The organism is Mycolicibacter heraklionensis, assembly GCF_001021505.1.
Taxonomy (GTDB): Bacteria; Actinomycetota; Actinomycetes; order Mycobacteriales; family Mycobacteriaceae; genus Mycobacterium; species Mycobacterium heraklionense.
In genome coordinates this window covers 32,182-47,940 of sequence record NZ_LDPO01000016.1, presented here as the reverse complement: position 1 = coordinate 47,940, position 15,759 = coordinate 32,182, and the positions used below count along the sequence as shown (strand labels likewise).

Annotated in this window: 14 protein-coding genes; 8 read left to right on the top strand and 6 right to left on the bottom strand. The window is 67.1% G+C overall.

Annotated features, from left to right (window positions below; genetic code table 11):
- Window positions 1-65 precede the first annotated feature (65 nt).
- Genes ABW16_RS17415 through ABW16_RS17405 form a run of 3 tightly spaced genes read left to right on the top strand, consistent with a single transcriptional unit; the run spans window position 66 to window position 3,419 of the window.
- Window positions 66-629, top strand: a complete 564-nt coding sequence (locus tag ABW16_RS17415) for a nuclear transport factor 2 family protein (protein WP_047320445.1) — start codon at window positions 66-68, stop codon at window positions 627-629.
- Complete coding sequence (casI, locus tag ABW16_RS17410) at window positions 619-2,280, top strand: steroid-22-oyl-CoA synthetase (RefSeq protein WP_047320444.1); 1,662 nt, start codon at window positions 619-621, stop codon at window positions 2,278-2,280. Before ABW16_RS17415 ends, casI begins: the two co-directional genes overlap by 11 nt.
- Window positions 2,281-2,285: 5 nt before the next feature.
- Entirely contained in the window at window positions 2,286-3,419 is a 1,134-nt protein-coding gene (locus ABW16_RS17405) for a Rieske 2Fe-2S domain-containing protein (RefSeq protein WP_047320443.1), read from the top strand.
- Between the two features lie 7 nt (window positions 3,420-3,426).
- Here the strand turns inward: ABW16_RS17405 and ABW16_RS17400 are convergent, their stop codons facing one another.
- On the bottom strand, window positions 3,427-4,662 hold the full coding sequence (locus ABW16_RS17400) for a DNA polymerase domain-containing protein (RefSeq protein WP_047320442.1): 1,236 nt from the start codon (window positions 4,660-4,662) through the stop codon (window positions 3,427-3,429).
- Between the two features lie 67 nt (window positions 4,663-4,729).
- Between ABW16_RS17400 and fadD2 the strand changes: the two genes are divergently transcribed.
- Window positions 4,730-6,400, top strand: a complete 1,671-nt coding sequence (fadD2, locus tag ABW16_RS17395) for a long-chain-fatty-acid--CoA ligase FadD2 (RefSeq protein WP_047320441.1) — start codon at window positions 4,730-4,732, stop codon at window positions 6,398-6,400.
- 99 nt (window positions 6,401-6,499) lie between these two features.
- Here fadD2 and ABW16_RS17390 read toward each other — a convergent pair whose 3' ends face one another.
- The 4 genes from ABW16_RS17390 to ABW16_RS17375 form a co-directional block, all read right to left on the bottom strand.
- Entirely contained in the window at window positions 6,500-7,009 is a 510-nt protein-coding gene (locus ABW16_RS17390; protein ID WP_047320440.1) for a DinB family protein, read from the bottom strand.
- A 131-nt stretch (window positions 7,010-7,140) separates the two neighbouring features.
- The gene (locus ABW16_RS17385; RefSeq protein ID WP_047320439.1) at window positions 7,141-9,339 is read right to left on the bottom strand and encodes an acyl-CoA dehydrogenase; all 2,199 of its coding nucleotides are present in this window, start codon (window positions 9,337-9,339) and stop codon (window positions 7,141-7,143) included.
- Window positions 9,340-9,372: 33 nt separating this feature from the next.
- The gene (locus tag ABW16_RS17380) at window positions 9,373-10,329 is read right to left on the bottom strand and encodes a 2-hydroxyacid dehydrogenase (RefSeq protein WP_200900679.1); all 957 of its coding nucleotides are present in this window, start codon (window positions 10,327-10,329) and stop codon (window positions 9,373-9,375) included.
- 2 nt (window positions 10,330-10,331) lie between these two features.
- Window positions 10,332-10,985 (bottom strand): TetR/AcrR family transcriptional regulator, encoded by a 654-nt coding sequence (locus ABW16_RS17375; protein WP_047320438.1) that lies wholly within the window; start codon window positions 10,983-10,985, stop codon window positions 10,332-10,334.
- A 78-nt stretch (window positions 10,986-11,063) separates the two neighbouring features.
- Here ABW16_RS17375 and ABW16_RS17370 point away from each other — a divergent pair, with 78 nt between their 5' ends.
- Window positions 11,064-11,639 carry a VOC family protein gene (locus tag ABW16_RS17370; protein WP_047320437.1) on the top strand — a complete coding sequence of 192 codons (576 nt, stop codon included), beginning with the start codon at window positions 11,064-11,066 and terminating at the stop codon, window positions 11,637-11,639.
- A 39-nt stretch (window positions 11,640-11,678) separates the two neighbouring features.
- Here the strand turns inward: ABW16_RS17370 and ABW16_RS17365 are convergent, their stop codons facing one another.
- Window positions 11,679-12,593 (bottom strand): alpha/beta hydrolase family protein, encoded by a 915-nt coding sequence (locus ABW16_RS17365; RefSeq protein ID WP_052956963.1) that lies wholly within the window; start codon window positions 12,591-12,593, stop codon window positions 11,679-11,681.
- 136 nt (window positions 12,594-12,729) lie between these two features.
- Here ABW16_RS17365 and ABW16_RS17360 point away from each other — a divergent pair, with 136 nt between their 5' ends.
- The 3 genes from ABW16_RS17360 to ABW16_RS28030 all read left to right on the top strand — a co-directional run bounded on the left by ABW16_RS17360 (window position 12,730) and on the right by ABW16_RS28030 (window position 15,735).
- Window positions 12,730-13,599 carry a helix-turn-helix domain-containing protein gene (locus ABW16_RS17360; protein WP_047320436.1) on the top strand — a complete coding sequence of 290 codons (870 nt, stop codon included), beginning with the start codon at window positions 12,730-12,732 and terminating at the stop codon, window positions 13,597-13,599.
- A 4-nt stretch (window positions 13,600-13,603) separates the two neighbouring features.
- Window positions 13,604-14,506 carry a LysR family transcriptional regulator gene (locus tag ABW16_RS17355; RefSeq protein WP_047320435.1) on the top strand — a complete coding sequence of 301 codons (903 nt, stop codon included), beginning with the start codon at window positions 13,604-13,606 and terminating at the stop codon, window positions 14,504-14,506.
- A gap of 107 nt (window positions 14,507-14,613) precedes the next feature.
- Window positions 14,614-15,735, top strand: a complete 1,122-nt coding sequence (locus ABW16_RS28030; protein WP_082134180.1) for a PucR family transcriptional regulator — start codon at window positions 14,614-14,616, stop codon at window positions 15,733-15,735.
- The last annotated feature ends 24 nt before the right edge of the window (window positions 15,736-15,759 follow it).

The window sequence follows — 15,759 nt, the reverse complement described above, 5'->3', positions numbered from 1 at the left end:
GCGGCTGACCAACGTCGGCGGTTGCGGTGATGATGATCACCACCTGACACGAAGGAGTGAGAACCGTGGCCGTCATCGATCCCAGCCGGACCTGGGCCCCCCTGGAGAAGCGGTTGGCCGAAACCACCAATGCGCGGCATCGGGCCGCGCTCGAAGTGGTGATCGAGCACATGAAGGGGGAGGCTTCGCCGGATCTCGACCAGGTGATGGGGACGCTGAGCGCCGAGCCGGACTACCACTTCTGGATGGGCGGTCAGGACGTCGGCCCGAAGACCACCGACGGGGTGCGCACCTACTACACGGCCTTCATGGCGACCCGCACCAACGTCTTGGAGTTCGAGATCGACCGGCTGGTGGTCGACGATGACTGCGTGGTGACCGAGGGAGACATGAAGCAGCTCTACCCGGGTTCGCAGACCGCCATCCTCGGGATTGAGGTCGACGATCCCGACGCCGACTACTTGGTGGTGTACCGGCAGGTGCTGCTGTGGCCGCTCGATGCCAGCGGCAAGATCGTCGGCGAGGACTCCTACTTCGCCGGCGTGCGCAGCGTGACCCCGGTGGCCCGCGAAGACCTTCCGCAGTCCTACATCGATCTCGTTCACGCGCCAGCGGCGAATGCCCACTGACATCGCGGGGATGCTGCTCGACCGCCTCGGCGACCAGCATCTGGGGCTGCGCACCCGGCAACGGGATTGGACCTGGGACGACGTGGTGCGCGAGTCCGCTGCGCGTGCCGCATTGGCGTCGTCGTTGCGCCGGGACGGGCCGTTTCACATCGGCGTGCTGCTGGATAACGTCCCAGATTTCGTGTTCTGGCTCAGCGCCGGCGCGCTGGCCGGCGGGGTCATCGTCGGGATCAACCCCACCCGCGGAGATGCCGAAATGGCTGCGGAGATCCGCCACGCAGACTGCCAGCTGATCGTCACCGACACCGCCGGAATGGACCGGCTGCGCGGCCTGGACCACGGCCTGGACCCCGAGCGCTTCCTGGTGATCGACCAGCCCGGCTACGCCGCCCTGGTCGAGGAACACCGGGCGGAGCCGGCCGCCGCCCCCGGAGTGGGGCCGGGATCGCTGCTGCTGCTGCTGTTCACCTCCGGCACCACCGGCGCCTCCAAGGCGGTCAAGTGCAGTCAGGGCCGGCTGGTCCGGATCGCCGAGATGGCCACCACCAAATTCGGCCACGTGCGTTCCGACGTCGACTACTGCTGCATGCCGCTGTTTCACGGCAACGCGATCATGGCGCTGTGGGCGCCTGCGCTGGCCAACGGGGCGACGATCTGCCTGACGCCGAAGTTCTCCGCATCGCAGTTCCTGCCCGACGTGCGCTACTTCGGTGCGACGTTCTTCACCTACGTGGGCAAGGCGCTGGGCTACCTGTTGGCGACCACCGAACAGCCCGACGACGCCGACAACGCTCTGGTCCGCGGCTTCGGGACCGAGGCTTCGCCGCAGGATCAGGCGGAGTTCCTCCGCCGGTTCGGCGCGGTGCTGCACGAGGGCTACGGCTCCAGCGAGGGCGGCAACGCGGCGATACCCGACCCGGCGGCACCGCCCGGCGCGCTGGGCCGTCCGGCGCACGCGGGCATCGCCATCGTCGACCCGCAGACCCGTGCCGAGTGCGCCACGGCCATCCTCGACGAACACGGCCGGGTGTCGAACGCCGACGACGCCGTCGGCGAGATCGTCGACCGGACCGGGGCCCGCGACTTCGAGGGCTACTACAAGAACGACGCCGCGGATTCGGAGAAGATCCGCGACGGCTGGTACTGGACCGGCGACCTGGGCTACCGCGACGAGGCCGGCTTCCTATACTTCGCCGGCCGCCGCGGCGACTGGATCCGGGTCGACGGCGAGAACACCTCCGCGCTCACCATCGAGCAGGTACTGCGCCGGCATCCGCTGATCATCAGCGCCGGCGCCTACGCGGTGCCCGACCCCCGCTCCGGCGACCAGGTGATGGGCGCTGTCGAGGTCGCCGACCCCGACAGCTTCGACGCGGCGGCCTTCGCCGGGTATCTGGCCGCCCAGCCCGACCTGGGCCGCAAGGGCTTCCCACGATTTCTGCGGGTCTCGGCCGGCCTGCCGGTCACCGGCTCGAACAAGGTGCTCAAACGCGAACTGCAGGCGCAGCGCTGGCACACGTGCGAACCGGTATACCGCTGGGTCGGGCGGGGTACCCCCGAGTACACCCGCATGACCGACGACGACAAGCGTGCACTGGACGCCGAGTTCACGTCCTACGGCCGGCAAAGCTACCTGCGAGGTGAAGGGTAGAGACGATGAGCGACTGCGCGATCCGCGAGTTGGACCACGGCACGCCGAAGACCCGGTATGCCCGGGGTTGGCACTGCCTGGGGTTGGCCGAGACCTTCCGGGACGGTCAGCCGCACGGCATCAACGCCTTTGGCACCCGGCTCGTGGCATTCGCCGACTCCAGCGGCGACGTGCACGTGCTGGACGCCTACTGCCGGCACATGGGCGCCGACCTGTCCCGAGGCACCATCAAAGGCGACACCCTGGCGTGTCCGTTCCACGACTGGCGGTGGCAGGGCTCAACCGGTCGGTGCGCGCAGGTGCCCTACGCCAAGCGGCCGCCACGGATAGCGCGCACCCGACGCTGGCCCACCTGCGAGGTCAACGGCCAACTGCTGATGTGGCACGACCCGGAGGGTTCGACGCCGCCGCCGGAGCTGACCCCGCCGCAGATCGAAGGCATGGATGCCGGCAGGTGGTCACCGTGGCAATGGGATTCGGTCCTGATCGAAGGCGCCAACTGCCGAGAGATCATCGACAACGTCGTCGACATGGCGCACTTCTTCTACATCCACCACTCGTATCCGACCTACTTCAAGAACGTGATCGAGGGTTCTCACGCCAGCCAGTACATGGAGAGCAAGGTCCGGCCGGACTCTCCGGGGGCCGACAAACTGTGGGAGGGCACCTATCTGCGCTCCGAGGCGACCTACTTCGGCCCGGCTTACATGATCAACTGGCTGCACAACGATCTCGCGCCGGACTTCACCGCCGAGATCGCACTGATCAACTGCCACTACCCGGTCACGCAGGACTCCTTCATGCTGCAGTGGGGTGTCGCCGTCCAGCAGATGCCGAACCTACCGGCGGAGAAGGCCACCAAACTCGCCGCGGCGATGAGCCGCTCGTTCGGGGCGGGATTCCTGGAGGACGTCGAGATCTGGCGGCACAAGGCGCCCGTGGAGAACCCGCTGCTCACCGAAGAGGACGGCCCGGTGTACCAGCTGCGCCGGTGGTACGAGCAGTTCTACGTCGACGCCGCGGCCGTCACCCCGGACATGACCGACCGGTTCGAGGTGGAGGTCGACACCACCCACGCGTTCGGTCACTGGGAGGCCGAAGTCGCCGCGAACCTGGCCGCCGGTATCACCGTGCCCTGACCGCGGATCAGCCTTTCGCGCCCTTTTTGCCCCAAGGGCTGTAGTCGGCGATCAACTCTTCCTGGGGTGGGCGCCGCGCCTCTTCGACGTGCTGCAGGTTGATCCGCACCCTGTACCAGATCGAACTCGGGCCGCGCATACCGTCGAGTAGAACATCTTCCGGAGCAAGCTGTTTCGCCGCTGTAGCGTGCCGCCGTCGCCAGACATCCAAGGCAGCCATCGCCTCGTCGCGCGTCTTGGTGCGGGCGATCTCGATCAGTGGCAGCGGTGACGTGCGCCGGCCGTCGACGCTTTTACGCGCGCCGCGCGGCGCCTTCTCCGCCGGGCCCTGCTCTTCGGCCAGCTCCAGCAGCGACTCCAACCCGCCGGCGGTGTCGTTCATGCCTGCCCAGGGGTCGCCGATCTGCGCGAAGCGGTCCGGCACGGTGTCCAGCGTGAAGGACGCCGGGTCGGCGTCGACGACCTCGTCCCAATGCAACGGCGTCGACACCCGGGCGTCAGCGGTGGCCCGCACCGAGTACGCTGAGGCGACCGTGCGGTCTTTGGCGTTCTGGTTGAAGTCCACGAAGACGCCGTGCCGCTCCTCTTTCCACCACCGGCTGGTGGCCAACTGCGGTGCACGTCGCTCGATCTCGCGGGCCACCGCCTGTGCCGCCAGCCGCACCTGGCCGAACTTCCATCGCGGTGCGATCCGTGCGTAGATGTGCATGCCCCTTGAGCCGGACGTCTTCGGCCAGGCGGTCAGCCCGTGATCGGCCAGTACGTCGCGGGCCAGCAGTGTCACCTCGACGATCTCCGCCCAGCCGACTCCCGGCATCGGATCGAGGTCGACCCGCAGCTCGTCGGGATGCTCGAGGTCGCCGGCGAGCACCGGGTGCGGGTTGAGGTCCACACAGCCCAGGTTGATCACCCAGGCCAGCCCGGCCGCGTCGTCGACGACGACCTCGTGCGCCGACCGGCCCGACGCGTAGCGCAGCTCGGCGACCGAGACCCAATCCGGGCGGTTGGCTGGTGCCCGCTTCTGGAAGATGGCCTCGGCGCCGATGCCGTCGACGAAGCGTTTGAGGATCATCGGCCGGCCGGCCACCCCGCGCAGCGCACCGTCGGCCACCGACAGGTAGTAGCGAATCAGCTCGATCTTGGTCCGGGGGGTGGAGCCTGGTCCACCTGGGAACACCAACTTGTCCGGGTGGGTGACCACCACCCGGTGTCCCGCAACCTCCAGCGACATCCCGCCGGCCATGAGGTCATGTTAATGAGAGGCCGCCATCCCCCGCCCGACGGCGATCTGCGTCACATAAGGTTGTCCCATGGCTAAGCTCACTGACCTGCCCAGCCAGGCTGTAAACAAGCTCGGTCGCTATCTCGAACGCGGTGGCGCCGAGTTGCATTATCTGCGCAAGATCCTGGAGTCCGGCGCGCTGAAGCTGGAGTCCCCTCGGGTCATCGCCAGTGCACTTGCTGACGGAGCGCGCTGGGGCGAGCTGGGGATGATTCCGGCGCTCAATGCCCGGCGTAACCCGAACGGCGTCGCCGTGATCGATGACGACGGCAGCATCACGTTCAAGGAACTGGACGACGCCGTCAACGCGGTGGCCAACGGCCTGCTCGCGATGGGTGTGCGTGGCGGTGACGGGGTGGCGATCCTGGCTCGCAACCATCGCTGGTTCCTGATCGCCAACTACGGCTGCGCCCGGGTCGGCGCCCGGCTGATCCTGCTGAACAGTGAATTCTCCGGTCCGCAGATCAAGGACGTCTCCGAACGCGAAGGCGCCAAGCTGATCATCTACGACGACGAGTACACCGCCGCGGTCGCGCAGGCCGAACCACCGCTGGGCAAGTTGCGGGCGCTGGGGGTCAACCCGGATGCCGAAGAACCGTCGGGTAGTGCCGACGAGACGCTGGCGCAGCTGATCGCGCGCAGCAGCAAGGCTCCCGCACCCAAGATCACCAAGCACGCCTCGATCATCATCCTGACGTCCGGCACCACCGGTACCCCCAAGGGCGCCAACCGCAGCACGCCGCCCACGCTGGCACCGATCGGCGGCATCCTGTCTCATGTCCCGTTCCGGGCCGGTGAGGTGACGTCGCTGCCGTCGCCGATGTTCCACGCGCTGGGCTATCTGCACGGCACCCTGGCGATGTTCTTCGGCTCGACCCTGGTGCTGCGGCGCCGCTTCAAGCCGGCCACCGTGCTGGAGGACCTGGAAAAGCACAAGGTGACGGCGATGGTCGTGGTCCCGGTCATGTTGTCCCGGATCCTCGACCAGCTGGAGAAGACCAGTCCGAAGCCGGACCTGTCGAGCTTGCGGATCGTGTTCGTCTCCGGGTCGCAGCTCGGCGCCGAATTGGCGACGCGGGCCATGAAGGACCTGGGGCCGGTCATCTACAACATGTACGGCTCCACCGAGGTCGCCTTCGCCACCATCGCCGGTCCCGCCGACCTGCAATACAACCCGGCGACGGTGGGCCAGGTGGTCAGGGGCGTCAAGGTCAAGATCCTCGACGACAACGGCAACGAACTGCCGCAGGGCCAGGTCGGGCGGATCTTCGTCGGCAACTTCTTTCCGTTCGAGGGCTACACCGGTGGGGGCGGCAAGCAGATCATCGACGGTCTGCTCTCCTCGGGCGACGTCGGCTACTTCGACGAGCGCGGGCTGCTCTACGTGTCCGGCCGCGACGACGAGATGATCGTCTCCGGCGGCGAGAACGTCTTCCCTGCCGAAGTCGAGGACCTGATCAGCGGACACCCCGACGTGATCGAGGCGACCGCCTTGGGTGTCGAGGACAAGGAGTGGGGCGCCCGGCTGCGGGCCTTCGTAGTGCGCAAGGAAGGCTCCAGCGTCGACGAGGAGACCATCAAGGTCTACGTGAAGGAGCACCTGGCCCGGTACAAGGTGCCGCGCGAAGTGGTCTTCCTCGACGAGCTGCCGCGTAACCCCACCGGAAAGATCCTCAAACGCGAACTCCGCGACCTGTAGGGCGCGGCCTTTAGCGCGCGGCCTTTAGCGCGAGCGTGCGTGTCCCCTGCGCGACACTCCGTGCCGCGACCGGGATTACGCACGCTCGCGAGCGGGTTTTCAGTCGAAACCCGTTGCACTGTCAAGCTGTTCGCGCAAAATATCGATCTGCCCGCAGTGTCGGGCGGTCTCCTCGATCAGGTGCACGTAGATCCAGCGCAGGGAAACCTGGCCGATGCGGCGATGTGAGACCGTGTGATCCAGCGGAAACCGCGCGGCGATCCGCCGGGACTCCTCGCACTGTCGGCGATACTCTGCGACCAGCACGGGCAGTGAGTCGTCGTCGGACAGTTCGAACTCCCGCTCGCGGTCGTGCGGGCGCCGGTTGTCGTCGCGGCGTTCTTGCAGTAGCTGGTCGAACCAGCCGTACTCCACCCAACGCAGGTGCTTGACCAGCCCGCCCACTGTCGTTGCCGTGGAAACGAGATGCCGGCCGGCGTCGGCATCCGAGAGTCCGGATACCTTGCGCACCACGATGTCCCGGTAGTCGTCGAGGAACGCCTCCAGTGTTTCGCGTTCTCCGGAGGTTGCCATTCCGCGGCGACCGGGAGGTGGCGGAGCTTCGGCCATGGCGGCGACGCTAGCAGGGGTTCTTCCCCTTGCGAGCGTGCGTGAATCCGGTCCGCACCCGGCGTGTCGGGCCGGGGACACGCACGCTCGCGCAAGCGGGAGGTACCCCCCAGCTCGCGCAAAGGCGCGGCCTAGGGGTCGCGGGGCAGGCCGAGCAGACGCTCGGCGATGATGTTGAGCTGGACCTCCGAGGTGCCGCCGTAGATGGTGGTGGCGCGGCTCATCAACAGGTATTCGGCCCACTTGCCGGGCAGCTGCTCACGGTCGCCGATCGCGGCATCACCGGCGAACGTGCCCACCGCGAACTCGGCGTAGCCCTGTCCGGTACGCATCGACAGCAGCTTGGACACCGCCGCCGCCGGCATCGGGTCGAGGCCCGCCAGGGTCAACAGGGTCGAGCGCAGGTTGAGCAGCTTGGCGGCGTGTCCTTCAGCGATCAACCGGCCGGCCTGGCGCTGTTCCCCGCCATCGAACTGGCCATCCCGAATGAACTCGACGAAGCCGTCGAGGCTGGCCAGGAACGGCATCTCGGATCCGCCGATCGACACCCGCTCGGCGGTCAGCGTGTTGCGGCTGACCTCCCAGCCCCGGTTCACCTCGCCGAGCACCAACTCGTCCGGGATGAACACGTCGTCGATGAACACGGTGTTGAACATCGCCCCGCCGGTGAGTTCACGCAACGGGCTGACCGTCACGCCTTCGCTCTTCATGTCCAGCAGGAAGTAGGTGATGCCGTCATGTTTCGGAGCGCTCGAGTCGGTCCTGGCCAGCAGGGCTCCCCATGAAGAGAACTGCGCGGCCGACGTCCAGATCTTCTGGCCGCTGATCCGCCAGCCGCCGTCGACCTTGGTCGCCTTGGTGGTCAGGCTGGCCAGGTCGGAACCGGCGCCGGGCTCGGAAAACAGTTGGCACCAGATCATTTCGCCCCGGAACGTGGCGGGCAGGAAACGCTGCTTCTGCTCCTCGGTGCCAAACGCCACGATCGACGGGATCAGCCAGGCGGCGATACCCATCGCCTGGCGACGCACCCGGCCGGTGGAAAATTCCTGCTCGATGATGATCTGCTCGATCGGCTCGGCGGCCCGCCCCCACGGCTTGGGCAGGTAGGGCAACACCCAGCCGCTCTCGGCGATCGCGACCGTGCGCTCGTCGTGCGCCATGGCCTTGAGGGCAGCGACCTCGGCCCGGATCTCGGCCCGCAGCTTCTCGGTGTCGGGGTCCAGATCGATGTCGATCTTGCGCATCCCGCCAGCGGTGGCGGTGTCGACGACCTGCTGGGGGTACGCGGAGCGGGAGCCGAAGGAGGCGGCCAGGATCAGCGCCCGCCGGTAGTACACACCCGCGTCGTGCTCCCAGGTGAAGCCGATTCCACCGTGCACCTGGATGCAGTCCTGGGTGCAGTGCTGCGCGGCGCTCGGCGCCAGGGTGGCCGCCACGGCAGTCGCGAACTCCACCGTCGAACCCGCAGCGTCCCAGCCGTTTTCATTCGCCTCGTCGACAGCGCGGGCGGCATCCCACACCGCAGCGGTGGCTCGCTCGGTGTCGGCGATCATCTCGGCACACTTGTGCTTGATGGCCTGGAACTGGCCGATCGGTCGGCCGAACTGCTCGCGGATCTTGGCGTAGTCCGCCGCGGTGTCCGTGGCCCAGCGGGCCACCCCGACCGCCTCCGCGGACAGCAGCGTCGAGGTCAGCGCGTGCGCGCGAGCCGACGTGAGGTTACGCAGGACCGCGGTGTCGTCGACCTCGACGCCGGCGGCGCGCACGTGGGCGATGGGGCGCAGCGGGTCCACGCTGGCCACCGGCTCGATCTCGAGCTGGTCGGCGCGCAGCACCACCCACACCTCGTCGTCGTCGACCGCCACGGGCAGCACCAGCAACGACGCCTGGGCGGCGGCCGCGACCGCACGAGCCTCGCCGTGGATCACCAGTCCCGTCCCCTGGGCGGTGGCGGTCAGCCCCGGGTTGAGCGTGTAGCTGGCGATCACCTCTCCGCTGGCCAGCCCGCTGAGCTCGGCGGCGGCCGGATTGTTTGCCGCGATCAGGGCGCTGGCGATCGCCGACGGCACGAACGGTCCGGGCACCGCGCCGTAGCCGAACTCGGCCAGCACCACCGCCAATTCCAGGATTCCGAAACCCTGCCCGCCGACTTCCTCGGCCAGATGCACACCCGCCAAGCCCTGCTCGGCGGCGGCCCGCCAATACGGCGGCGGGTTCTCGATCGGGGAGTCCATCGCCGCGTGCAGCAGCTCGGACGGCACGGCGCGTGACACGAAGGACCGCACGGAGTCGGCGAGGTCCTGATGCTCAGAAGTGATTGCTATCGGCATTGATACGCCTTTCGGTGTGTACGTGAAGTGAATCTAACAACCAGTCGGTTGGTTGACTACGTGGGTCAGGGGCTGCCGGTCGCGCAGTCGGCGGCAGTTGTCGACAGCCGCAGCCAGATAGCGCCGCATGGTGTCGGCGGTGTACCAGCTGACGTGCGGGGTCAGCACCACGTTCTCCAACCCGAGCAGGGGGTTGTCCGCGGTCACCGGTTCGACGGCGAACACGTCGAGGCCGGCCCCGGCCAGCCGCCCGCCGCTCAGCGCCTCGGCCAGCGCGGCTTCGTCGACGATCGGTCCGCGTGCGGTGTTGACCAACACCGCATCGGGTTTCATTCGCTCCAGGGCGGCCCGGTCGATCAATCCCTCGGTCGCGTCGGTCAGCGGAACGTGTAGCGAGACGATGTCGGCTGCGGCGAGCAGTTCCGGCAGGGGCCGCCAACCGGGCGTGCCGTCGTCGCGGGTGCTGGTATGCAGCACCTGTGCGCCCATGGCCGCCACGATCCCGGCCACCCGTTGAGCGATGCTGCCGAAGCCGACCAGGCCGACGGTACAGCCGCCGATGTCGCGGCAGCGCTCGCCAAGATCGGGATCGGTCGGCCAACCGCGTACCTCACGGGTCGCGCGATCCAGCGGCAGCAGCCGGCGCAGCACGGCGAGCATCAGCAGCACGGTGCCCTCGGCGACCGAGGCGGCATTGGCACCGGGCATATTGGCCACCGCGATGCCGCGCTGTGTCGCGACGTCGACGTCGATGGTGTTGATGCCGACGCCGAACTTGTGCACCAGCCGCAGTGCAGGCCCGCTCCGCAGATCGTCACCCGAGAGCGGTCGCAGCACGTGCCACAGCACCTCGGCGTCGGCCAGTTCGCGGTGGAAGGTGGCGTCGTCGTCGGCGGCGCACCAGCGGATGTCGAGCCAATCCGACTCGGGTGCAACGAATTCCTCGACCTTCGGTCCGGGAATGAAGTGCGCCAGGACTCTCAACGCCATGCTCAGGAATTCTCCTCGGTGTAGATGGCCCGGTAGAACACGTTGGCCAGCGTGCGAATACACGCGGCGTCGTCGGGTCCGTCGTCGTCGCGGGGCGTGGCGAGCTGGACATAGCAGAACTGGTTGAGCATCGAGACGATCGCCACCGCGAGCAACGCCGGGTCGTCGTTGGTGCAGTAGCCCTCGGCTTGGGCGCGCTTCACCGTTTCAGTGATGTGGCCGACCGGAACCGCGCAGATCTCCGCCCAGTACCGGGCGAAGTCGTCGTTGACCATCGCCAGTTGGGAGACACCGACCATCTCGGCCAGCCGGTTGCGGTAGGTGTGCCAATGTGCGGCAGTGGCCTGCTCGATCCGTTCGCGGTTGGTCAGCCCGTGCCGCACCACGGCGGATGCTCGCTCGCCGGCCTCATCGCGGAATCGCAGCGCCCATTCGGCGACCATCGCCTCTTTGGAGTCGTAGTAGTTGTAGAACGACGCGGCCGATCGGCCGGCCTCGGCCGCAATGTCGGCGATGGTGGTCGCCAGAACTCCCTTGCGGGCGATCACCGCGCGGGCGGCTGCGTCGATCGCGGCCTGGGTGCGTCGACCCCGGTGGGTGGGCAACGGGTCGCGGTGGCCGGGCTGCTCGGGGCTGGTCGACACCGGAACACACATCCTGTCTCGGTCGGGCTGGATCAAATCTGAATCTGATGTTAGATTCAGATTCGGATCTTGACCAGAGGAGTGTCCGCAATGATCAAGCCGCACGGTGTCAACACCGAATTCGAAATCAGCGGGATCAACCACGTAGCGATGGTGTGCTCCGACATGGAACGCACCGTCGACTTCTACAGCAATACCTTGGGCATGCCCCTGATCAAGTCGCTCGACCTGCCCGCGGGTATCGGTCAGCATTTTTTCTTCGATGCCGGTAACGGGGACTGCGTGGCCTTCTTCTGGTTCCGCGACGCCCCGGATCGGGTGCCCGGGATCTCCTCGCCGGCCGCCATCCCCGGCATCGGCGAGATCACCAGTGCGGTGAGCACGCTCAACCACCTGGCCTTCCACGTCCCGGCGGACAAGTTCGACGCCTACCGCCAGCGACTGAAAGAGAAGGGCGTGCGGGTCGGCCCGGTCCTCAACCACGACGAGTCCGAGTGGCAGGCGAGCCCGACATTGCACCCGGGGGTGTATGTCCGCTCGTTCTACTTCCAGGACCCCGACGGAATCACGCTGGAATTCGCTTGCTGGACCAAGGAATTCACCGGCGACGAAGAGCACGTCACGCCCAAGACCGCAGCCGACCGGCGGGTCCCGGCCAACACCTAGACCCGCCGTGGCGCGGTATCGGCGAAGTCGTCCCGCAAATTACCTGCGGTGATTGTCGAACCAATCGATGGCCACCTCGGGGTGCTCGCCGAAGTAGTTGTAACCGTCGAAGCGCCGGGTGGTGCCCTCGATCCAGTGCAGCTTTTTGTCGGCTGCGGGTATCGCGTCGTAGATCGCCTGCACGTCCTGCGGCCGGGTCATCACGTCGTCGTGCACCTGGACCACCAGGGTGGGAATCTCAATCGACTTGGCGTACTCGATCGGTGACTGCTCGGACAGATGAAAACCGGTGCGCTCGAACACCGTTTGGTCGAACCGCTGGTAACCGTCGGGAATGTCGTTGCCCTGCACGAAATTCTCGACAATCGGGTCGGCCGACACCGGCTGCAACAGAATCAGTGACTTGATGTTCTCGAACTCTTCCGGGTGCTTGGCCAGCGCCACGCAGGTGGAGTCGGCCCCCAGGCAGACACTGAGCAGGAACGTCTCCATCGAAGCGGTGTCCGGGCGGGACTTGGCGTAGCGCACCGAACCGATCACGTCCTGGTACTCCACCAGGCCGATTCCGGTACCGCGCTCGCGTGACCCGCTCAGCCCGTGGTTGCTCATGTCGTAGCACAAGATGTTGTAGCCGGCGTCGTGCAGCGCTTTGTACTCCGGCAGGAAGTTCACCTCGAACCCGCCCAGCCCGCCGAACTGGGGGAGGTGTCCCGGGTAACCAGAGCGGTTTCCAGGCAGGAAATGGTTGTGGATGATCAACCGGTTCGAGTCGGCGGGGATGAACCAGCCCTCCAGGCGAACACCGTCCGACGACGGAAATGACACGTCCTCGTACTTCAGGTCGACCTCACCCGGGTGATGCAGGATGGGTGCGCGCAACCCGCCCGTCCTACCGCTCGTCCACATGTCGACAAAACCGTCGAACGCGGCCTGGGCCTCATCGTGACTGGGCATCTTCGCTGACCTCCTCGCATGGGAAACGATTGCTGAGCTCGACGCTACGAGCCTGCGCACCGGCCCGACAGGTGCTGGTTATAGGGGTACTGCCAGTTCCTGCCTGACATCTGCGCCGATTGCCTACCGTTGCGGTATGGACATCGGCCAGGACATCAAGGGCTTCTTGATGACCCGGCGTGCCCGGATAACCCCTGAACAGGTCGGGTTACCGCCCGGGCGACGGCGTCGGGTCCCCGGGTTGCGGCGCGAGGAGGTGGCCCAGCTCGCCGGGGTCAGCATCGAGTACTACACCCAGATCGAACGGGGACACGTGGCCGGCGTCTCCGATGAGGTCCTGGACGCCGTCGCCGGAGCCTTGCAGCTGACCGAAGCCGAGACGGCTCATCTGTTCGATCTGGCCCGAGCCGGCGCGGTCAAGCCCGGGCGGCGGCGGACGACGCGCCGGGCCGGAGTGGCCTTGCCCGACGGGGTGCAGCAGTTGCTGGACAGCATGGTCGGCGCCCCGGCTGTGGTGCTCAACGGGCATCTCGACGTGGTCGCCGCCAACGCGCTGGGGCGTGCCCTGTACGCGCCGGTGTTCGGCCGCACCGGCGCAACGCCGAACCTGGCCCGGTCCGTCTTCTTGGATCCGTCGGCCGACGCGACCTTCCCGGACTGGTCCGCCGCCGCCGACGACGTGGTGGCCCTGCTGCGAGCCGAAGCCGCCCGCGCACCGGACTCCCCGGCGGTAGTCGCGCTGATCGGCGAGCTGGCCACTCGCAGCGAACCGTTCCGGACCCGCTGGGCCGCCCACAATGTCAAGGCTCACCACCACGGCGCCAAACGATTCCGGCATCCCGCGGTCGGAGAACTGACGCTGACGTACAACGCCTTCGAATTGCCCGGCGCCGACGGGTTGTCCCTGTTCGGTTACACCGCCGCACCGCACTCGCCCGCCGAACAGGCGCTGAAACTATTGGCCAGCTGGGTCGCCACCGAACAGCAACGGATCGTGGTCGAATAGGCCCATGCTGTTTCGTCAGCTCGAGTACTTCGTTGCTCTGGCCCGGGAGCGGCATTTCGCGCGTGCCGCGGCCGCCTGCTACGTATCTCAACCCGCCCTGTCGGAGGCCATCCGCAAGCTCGAACACGAGCTGAAGGTTCCGTTGGTCCGGCGCGGACAGAAGTTCGAAGGCCTTACCCCCGAGGGTGAGCGCCTGGTGCTGTGGGCGCGGCGCATCCTGGCTGACCGCGACGCGCTCAAGCAGGAGGTGACCGCGCTCCAGACCGGCCTCACCGGGGAGCTGCGGATCGGGGTCATCCCGGCCGCCGCGAGCACGGTCGCACTGCTGTCGGACCCGTTCTCCGCGGCACACCCGTTGGTACGAGTGCAGTTGGAGACCAGTCTGCGCACCGCGGAGATCGCCGAACGGGTGCGTCGGTTCGAGCTGGACGCCGGCATCATCTACCCCGACCGCGACGACACCGCAGATCTCACGGTCACCCCGCTGTATGAGGAGCAGCAGGTACTGATCGCCGGCAGCGAGCTGCTCACCGGTCAGACCGACACCATCAGCTGGTCGGACGTGACCGAGTTACCGATGTGCCTGCTCGCCGAAGGAATGCGCGGCCGGCGGTTGATCGACGACGCGCTGGCGAGCCGGGACCTGGCGCTGGTCCCCAGGCTGGAGACCGATTCTTTCGTCGCGTTGCTGGCCCATGTGACCACCGGTCGATGGGCCACCATCGTTCCGCAGACCTGGGTGCGGGCCGTGACGCTGCCCGGCACGGTGACACTGCGCCTGCTCGATCCGGACCTGAGTGCTCAGGTGGCACTTGTCACCAGTGCGGCCGAGCCCGGCTCGGTAGTGGCCCGCGCTCTGCTGGAAGTTGCGCAGCGAGTCGATTTCGGAGCCACACCTGCACCCTGATCGGTGGCGCTTATCGCACGGTCGGAATTACGTCTTGGACAGCTCACCACTCACTCCCTGAGACTCAAAACCAGTCCACCGCCGGTGGGTGTCGTGAGGGGGTGATCATGGAGATTCTCGATTCATTGCTGAACGAGAACGCTGACATGGTTGCCCGAATCAGCGGTGCCGTCCTGAGCCGCCTGCCGATATACCGCAGGATGGCGCGGGACGATCTCGACGCCGGAGTTCGGCTTCAGGTGGAGTGGGTACTGCGTTCGGCTGGGTCTGGCTCCACGAGGTTGTCCGACGATGACCTCGCAGCGTTTTCTGCATTCGGAGAACGCCAGCAGCGCAACGGTATTCCTTTCGACAACATGATCCGCGCCTGGCAGGTGGGCGTCGAGTCCCTTGTCTCCGGCCTGCGTCAACTCTCCGGACGGTGGGAGACCGAAGACGGTGAGCTCTGGCGGTTCACCGAGTCGATGCTGGCGTCCTCGGCGGTCGCACTGTCAGAGACGGTCACCGGATATCGGCGGGCGGACCGCGACGCAGTCGAGGCACTGGACGCCGAACGTAGCCGGTTCGTCCGGGCTGTCCTGCTGGGCCTCGTCCCGAGCACTGAACTGCGGGTACGCGCTGAGATGTACGGTTTAGACCCGGCGGCTGAATTTGTTGCGGCCCGGGCGCGATTGGGTGACGGCGTTTCTCAACACGGCCTGGAGCTGGCGCTGGGCATAGACGGAGCGGTGCCGCACCGCTGCGGAGTGTGCGCGGTGGTCGACGGCGATCTGGCGGCGCTGCTCACCGAGCCGCCGCCCCGCGCCGTCAACGGGCAGATCGGCTATGGGCCGCCCCGGAAGCTGGAACGGCTGGCCGATTCCTACCGGCTGGCGGCGCGCGCGCTGGTCACTGTGCAAGCCTGCAAGCTGACGGGGGCCTATGACTTGGAGTCCCTGGGCTTGCGCTCCGCGGTGGCGGTGGACCTCGATATGGGCGACCTGTTGCGGCGCCGCTACCTGGAGCCGCTGGTGGCCGGTGGGAACGGCGAAGATCTGATCGCCACGTTGCGGGCCTATCTGGCCTGCGGGATGCATGTGGAGAGCACCGCGACTCGGCTATTCGTTCATCAGAACACCGTGCGTTACCGGCTGGCTCGTTTCGAGGAGCTCACCGGAACTAGCCTGCGGGACACCGAAGTGCTGATCGAGTTGTGGTGGGCGCTCGAACTTTCCGCGATGCACATGTAGAAGCCGCCAACGTGAGGACAGAAA

Bases quoted from the DNA above. Each gene is read 5' to 3' on its own strand.
- casI (WP_047320444.1), top strand. From the start codon at position 619: ATGCCCACTGACATCGCGGGGATGCTGCTCGACCGCCTCGGCGACCAG.
- ABW16_RS17405 (WP_047320443.1), top strand. From the start codon at position 2,286: ATGAGCGACTGCGCGATCCGCGAGTTGGACCACGGCACGCCGAAGACC.
- ABW16_RS17400 (WP_047320442.1), bottom strand. From the start codon at position 4,662: ATGGCCGGCGGGATGTCGCTGGAGGTTGCGGGACACCGGGTGGTGGTC.
- fadD2 (WP_047320441.1), top strand. From the start codon at position 4,730: ATGGCTAAGCTCACTGACCTGCCCAGCCAGGCTGTAAACAAGCTCGGT.
- ABW16_RS17390 (WP_047320440.1), bottom strand. From the start codon at position 7,009: ATGGCCGAAGCTCCGCCACCTCCCGGTCGCCGCGGAATGGCAACCTCC.
- ABW16_RS17385 (WP_047320439.1), bottom strand. From the start codon at position 9,339: ATGCCGATAGCAATCACTTCTGAGCATCAGGACCTCGCCGACTCCGTG.
- ABW16_RS17380 (WP_200900679.1), bottom strand. From the start codon at position 10,329: ATGGCGTTGAGAGTCCTGGCGCACTTCATTCCCGGACCGAAGGTCGAG.
- ABW16_RS17375 (WP_047320438.1), bottom strand. From the start codon at position 10,985: ATGTGTGTTCCGGTGTCGACCAGCCCCGAGCAGCCCGGCCACCGCGAC.
- ABW16_RS17370 (WP_047320437.1), top strand. From the start codon at position 11,064: ATGATCAAGCCGCACGGTGTCAACACCGAATTCGAAATCAGCGGGATC.
- ABW16_RS17365 (WP_052956963.1), bottom strand. From the start codon at position 12,593: ATGCCCAGTCACGATGAGGCCCAGGCCGCGTTCGACGGTTTTGTCGAC.
- ABW16_RS17360 (WP_047320436.1), top strand. From the start codon at position 12,730: ATGGACATCGGCCAGGACATCAAGGGCTTCTTGATGACCCGGCGTGCC.
- ABW16_RS17355 (WP_047320435.1), top strand. From the start codon at position 13,604: ATGCTGTTTCGTCAGCTCGAGTACTTCGTTGCTCTGGCCCGGGAGCGG.
- ABW16_RS28030 (WP_082134180.1), top strand. From the start codon at position 14,614: ATGGAGATTCTCGATTCATTGCTGAACGAGAACGCTGACATGGTTGCC.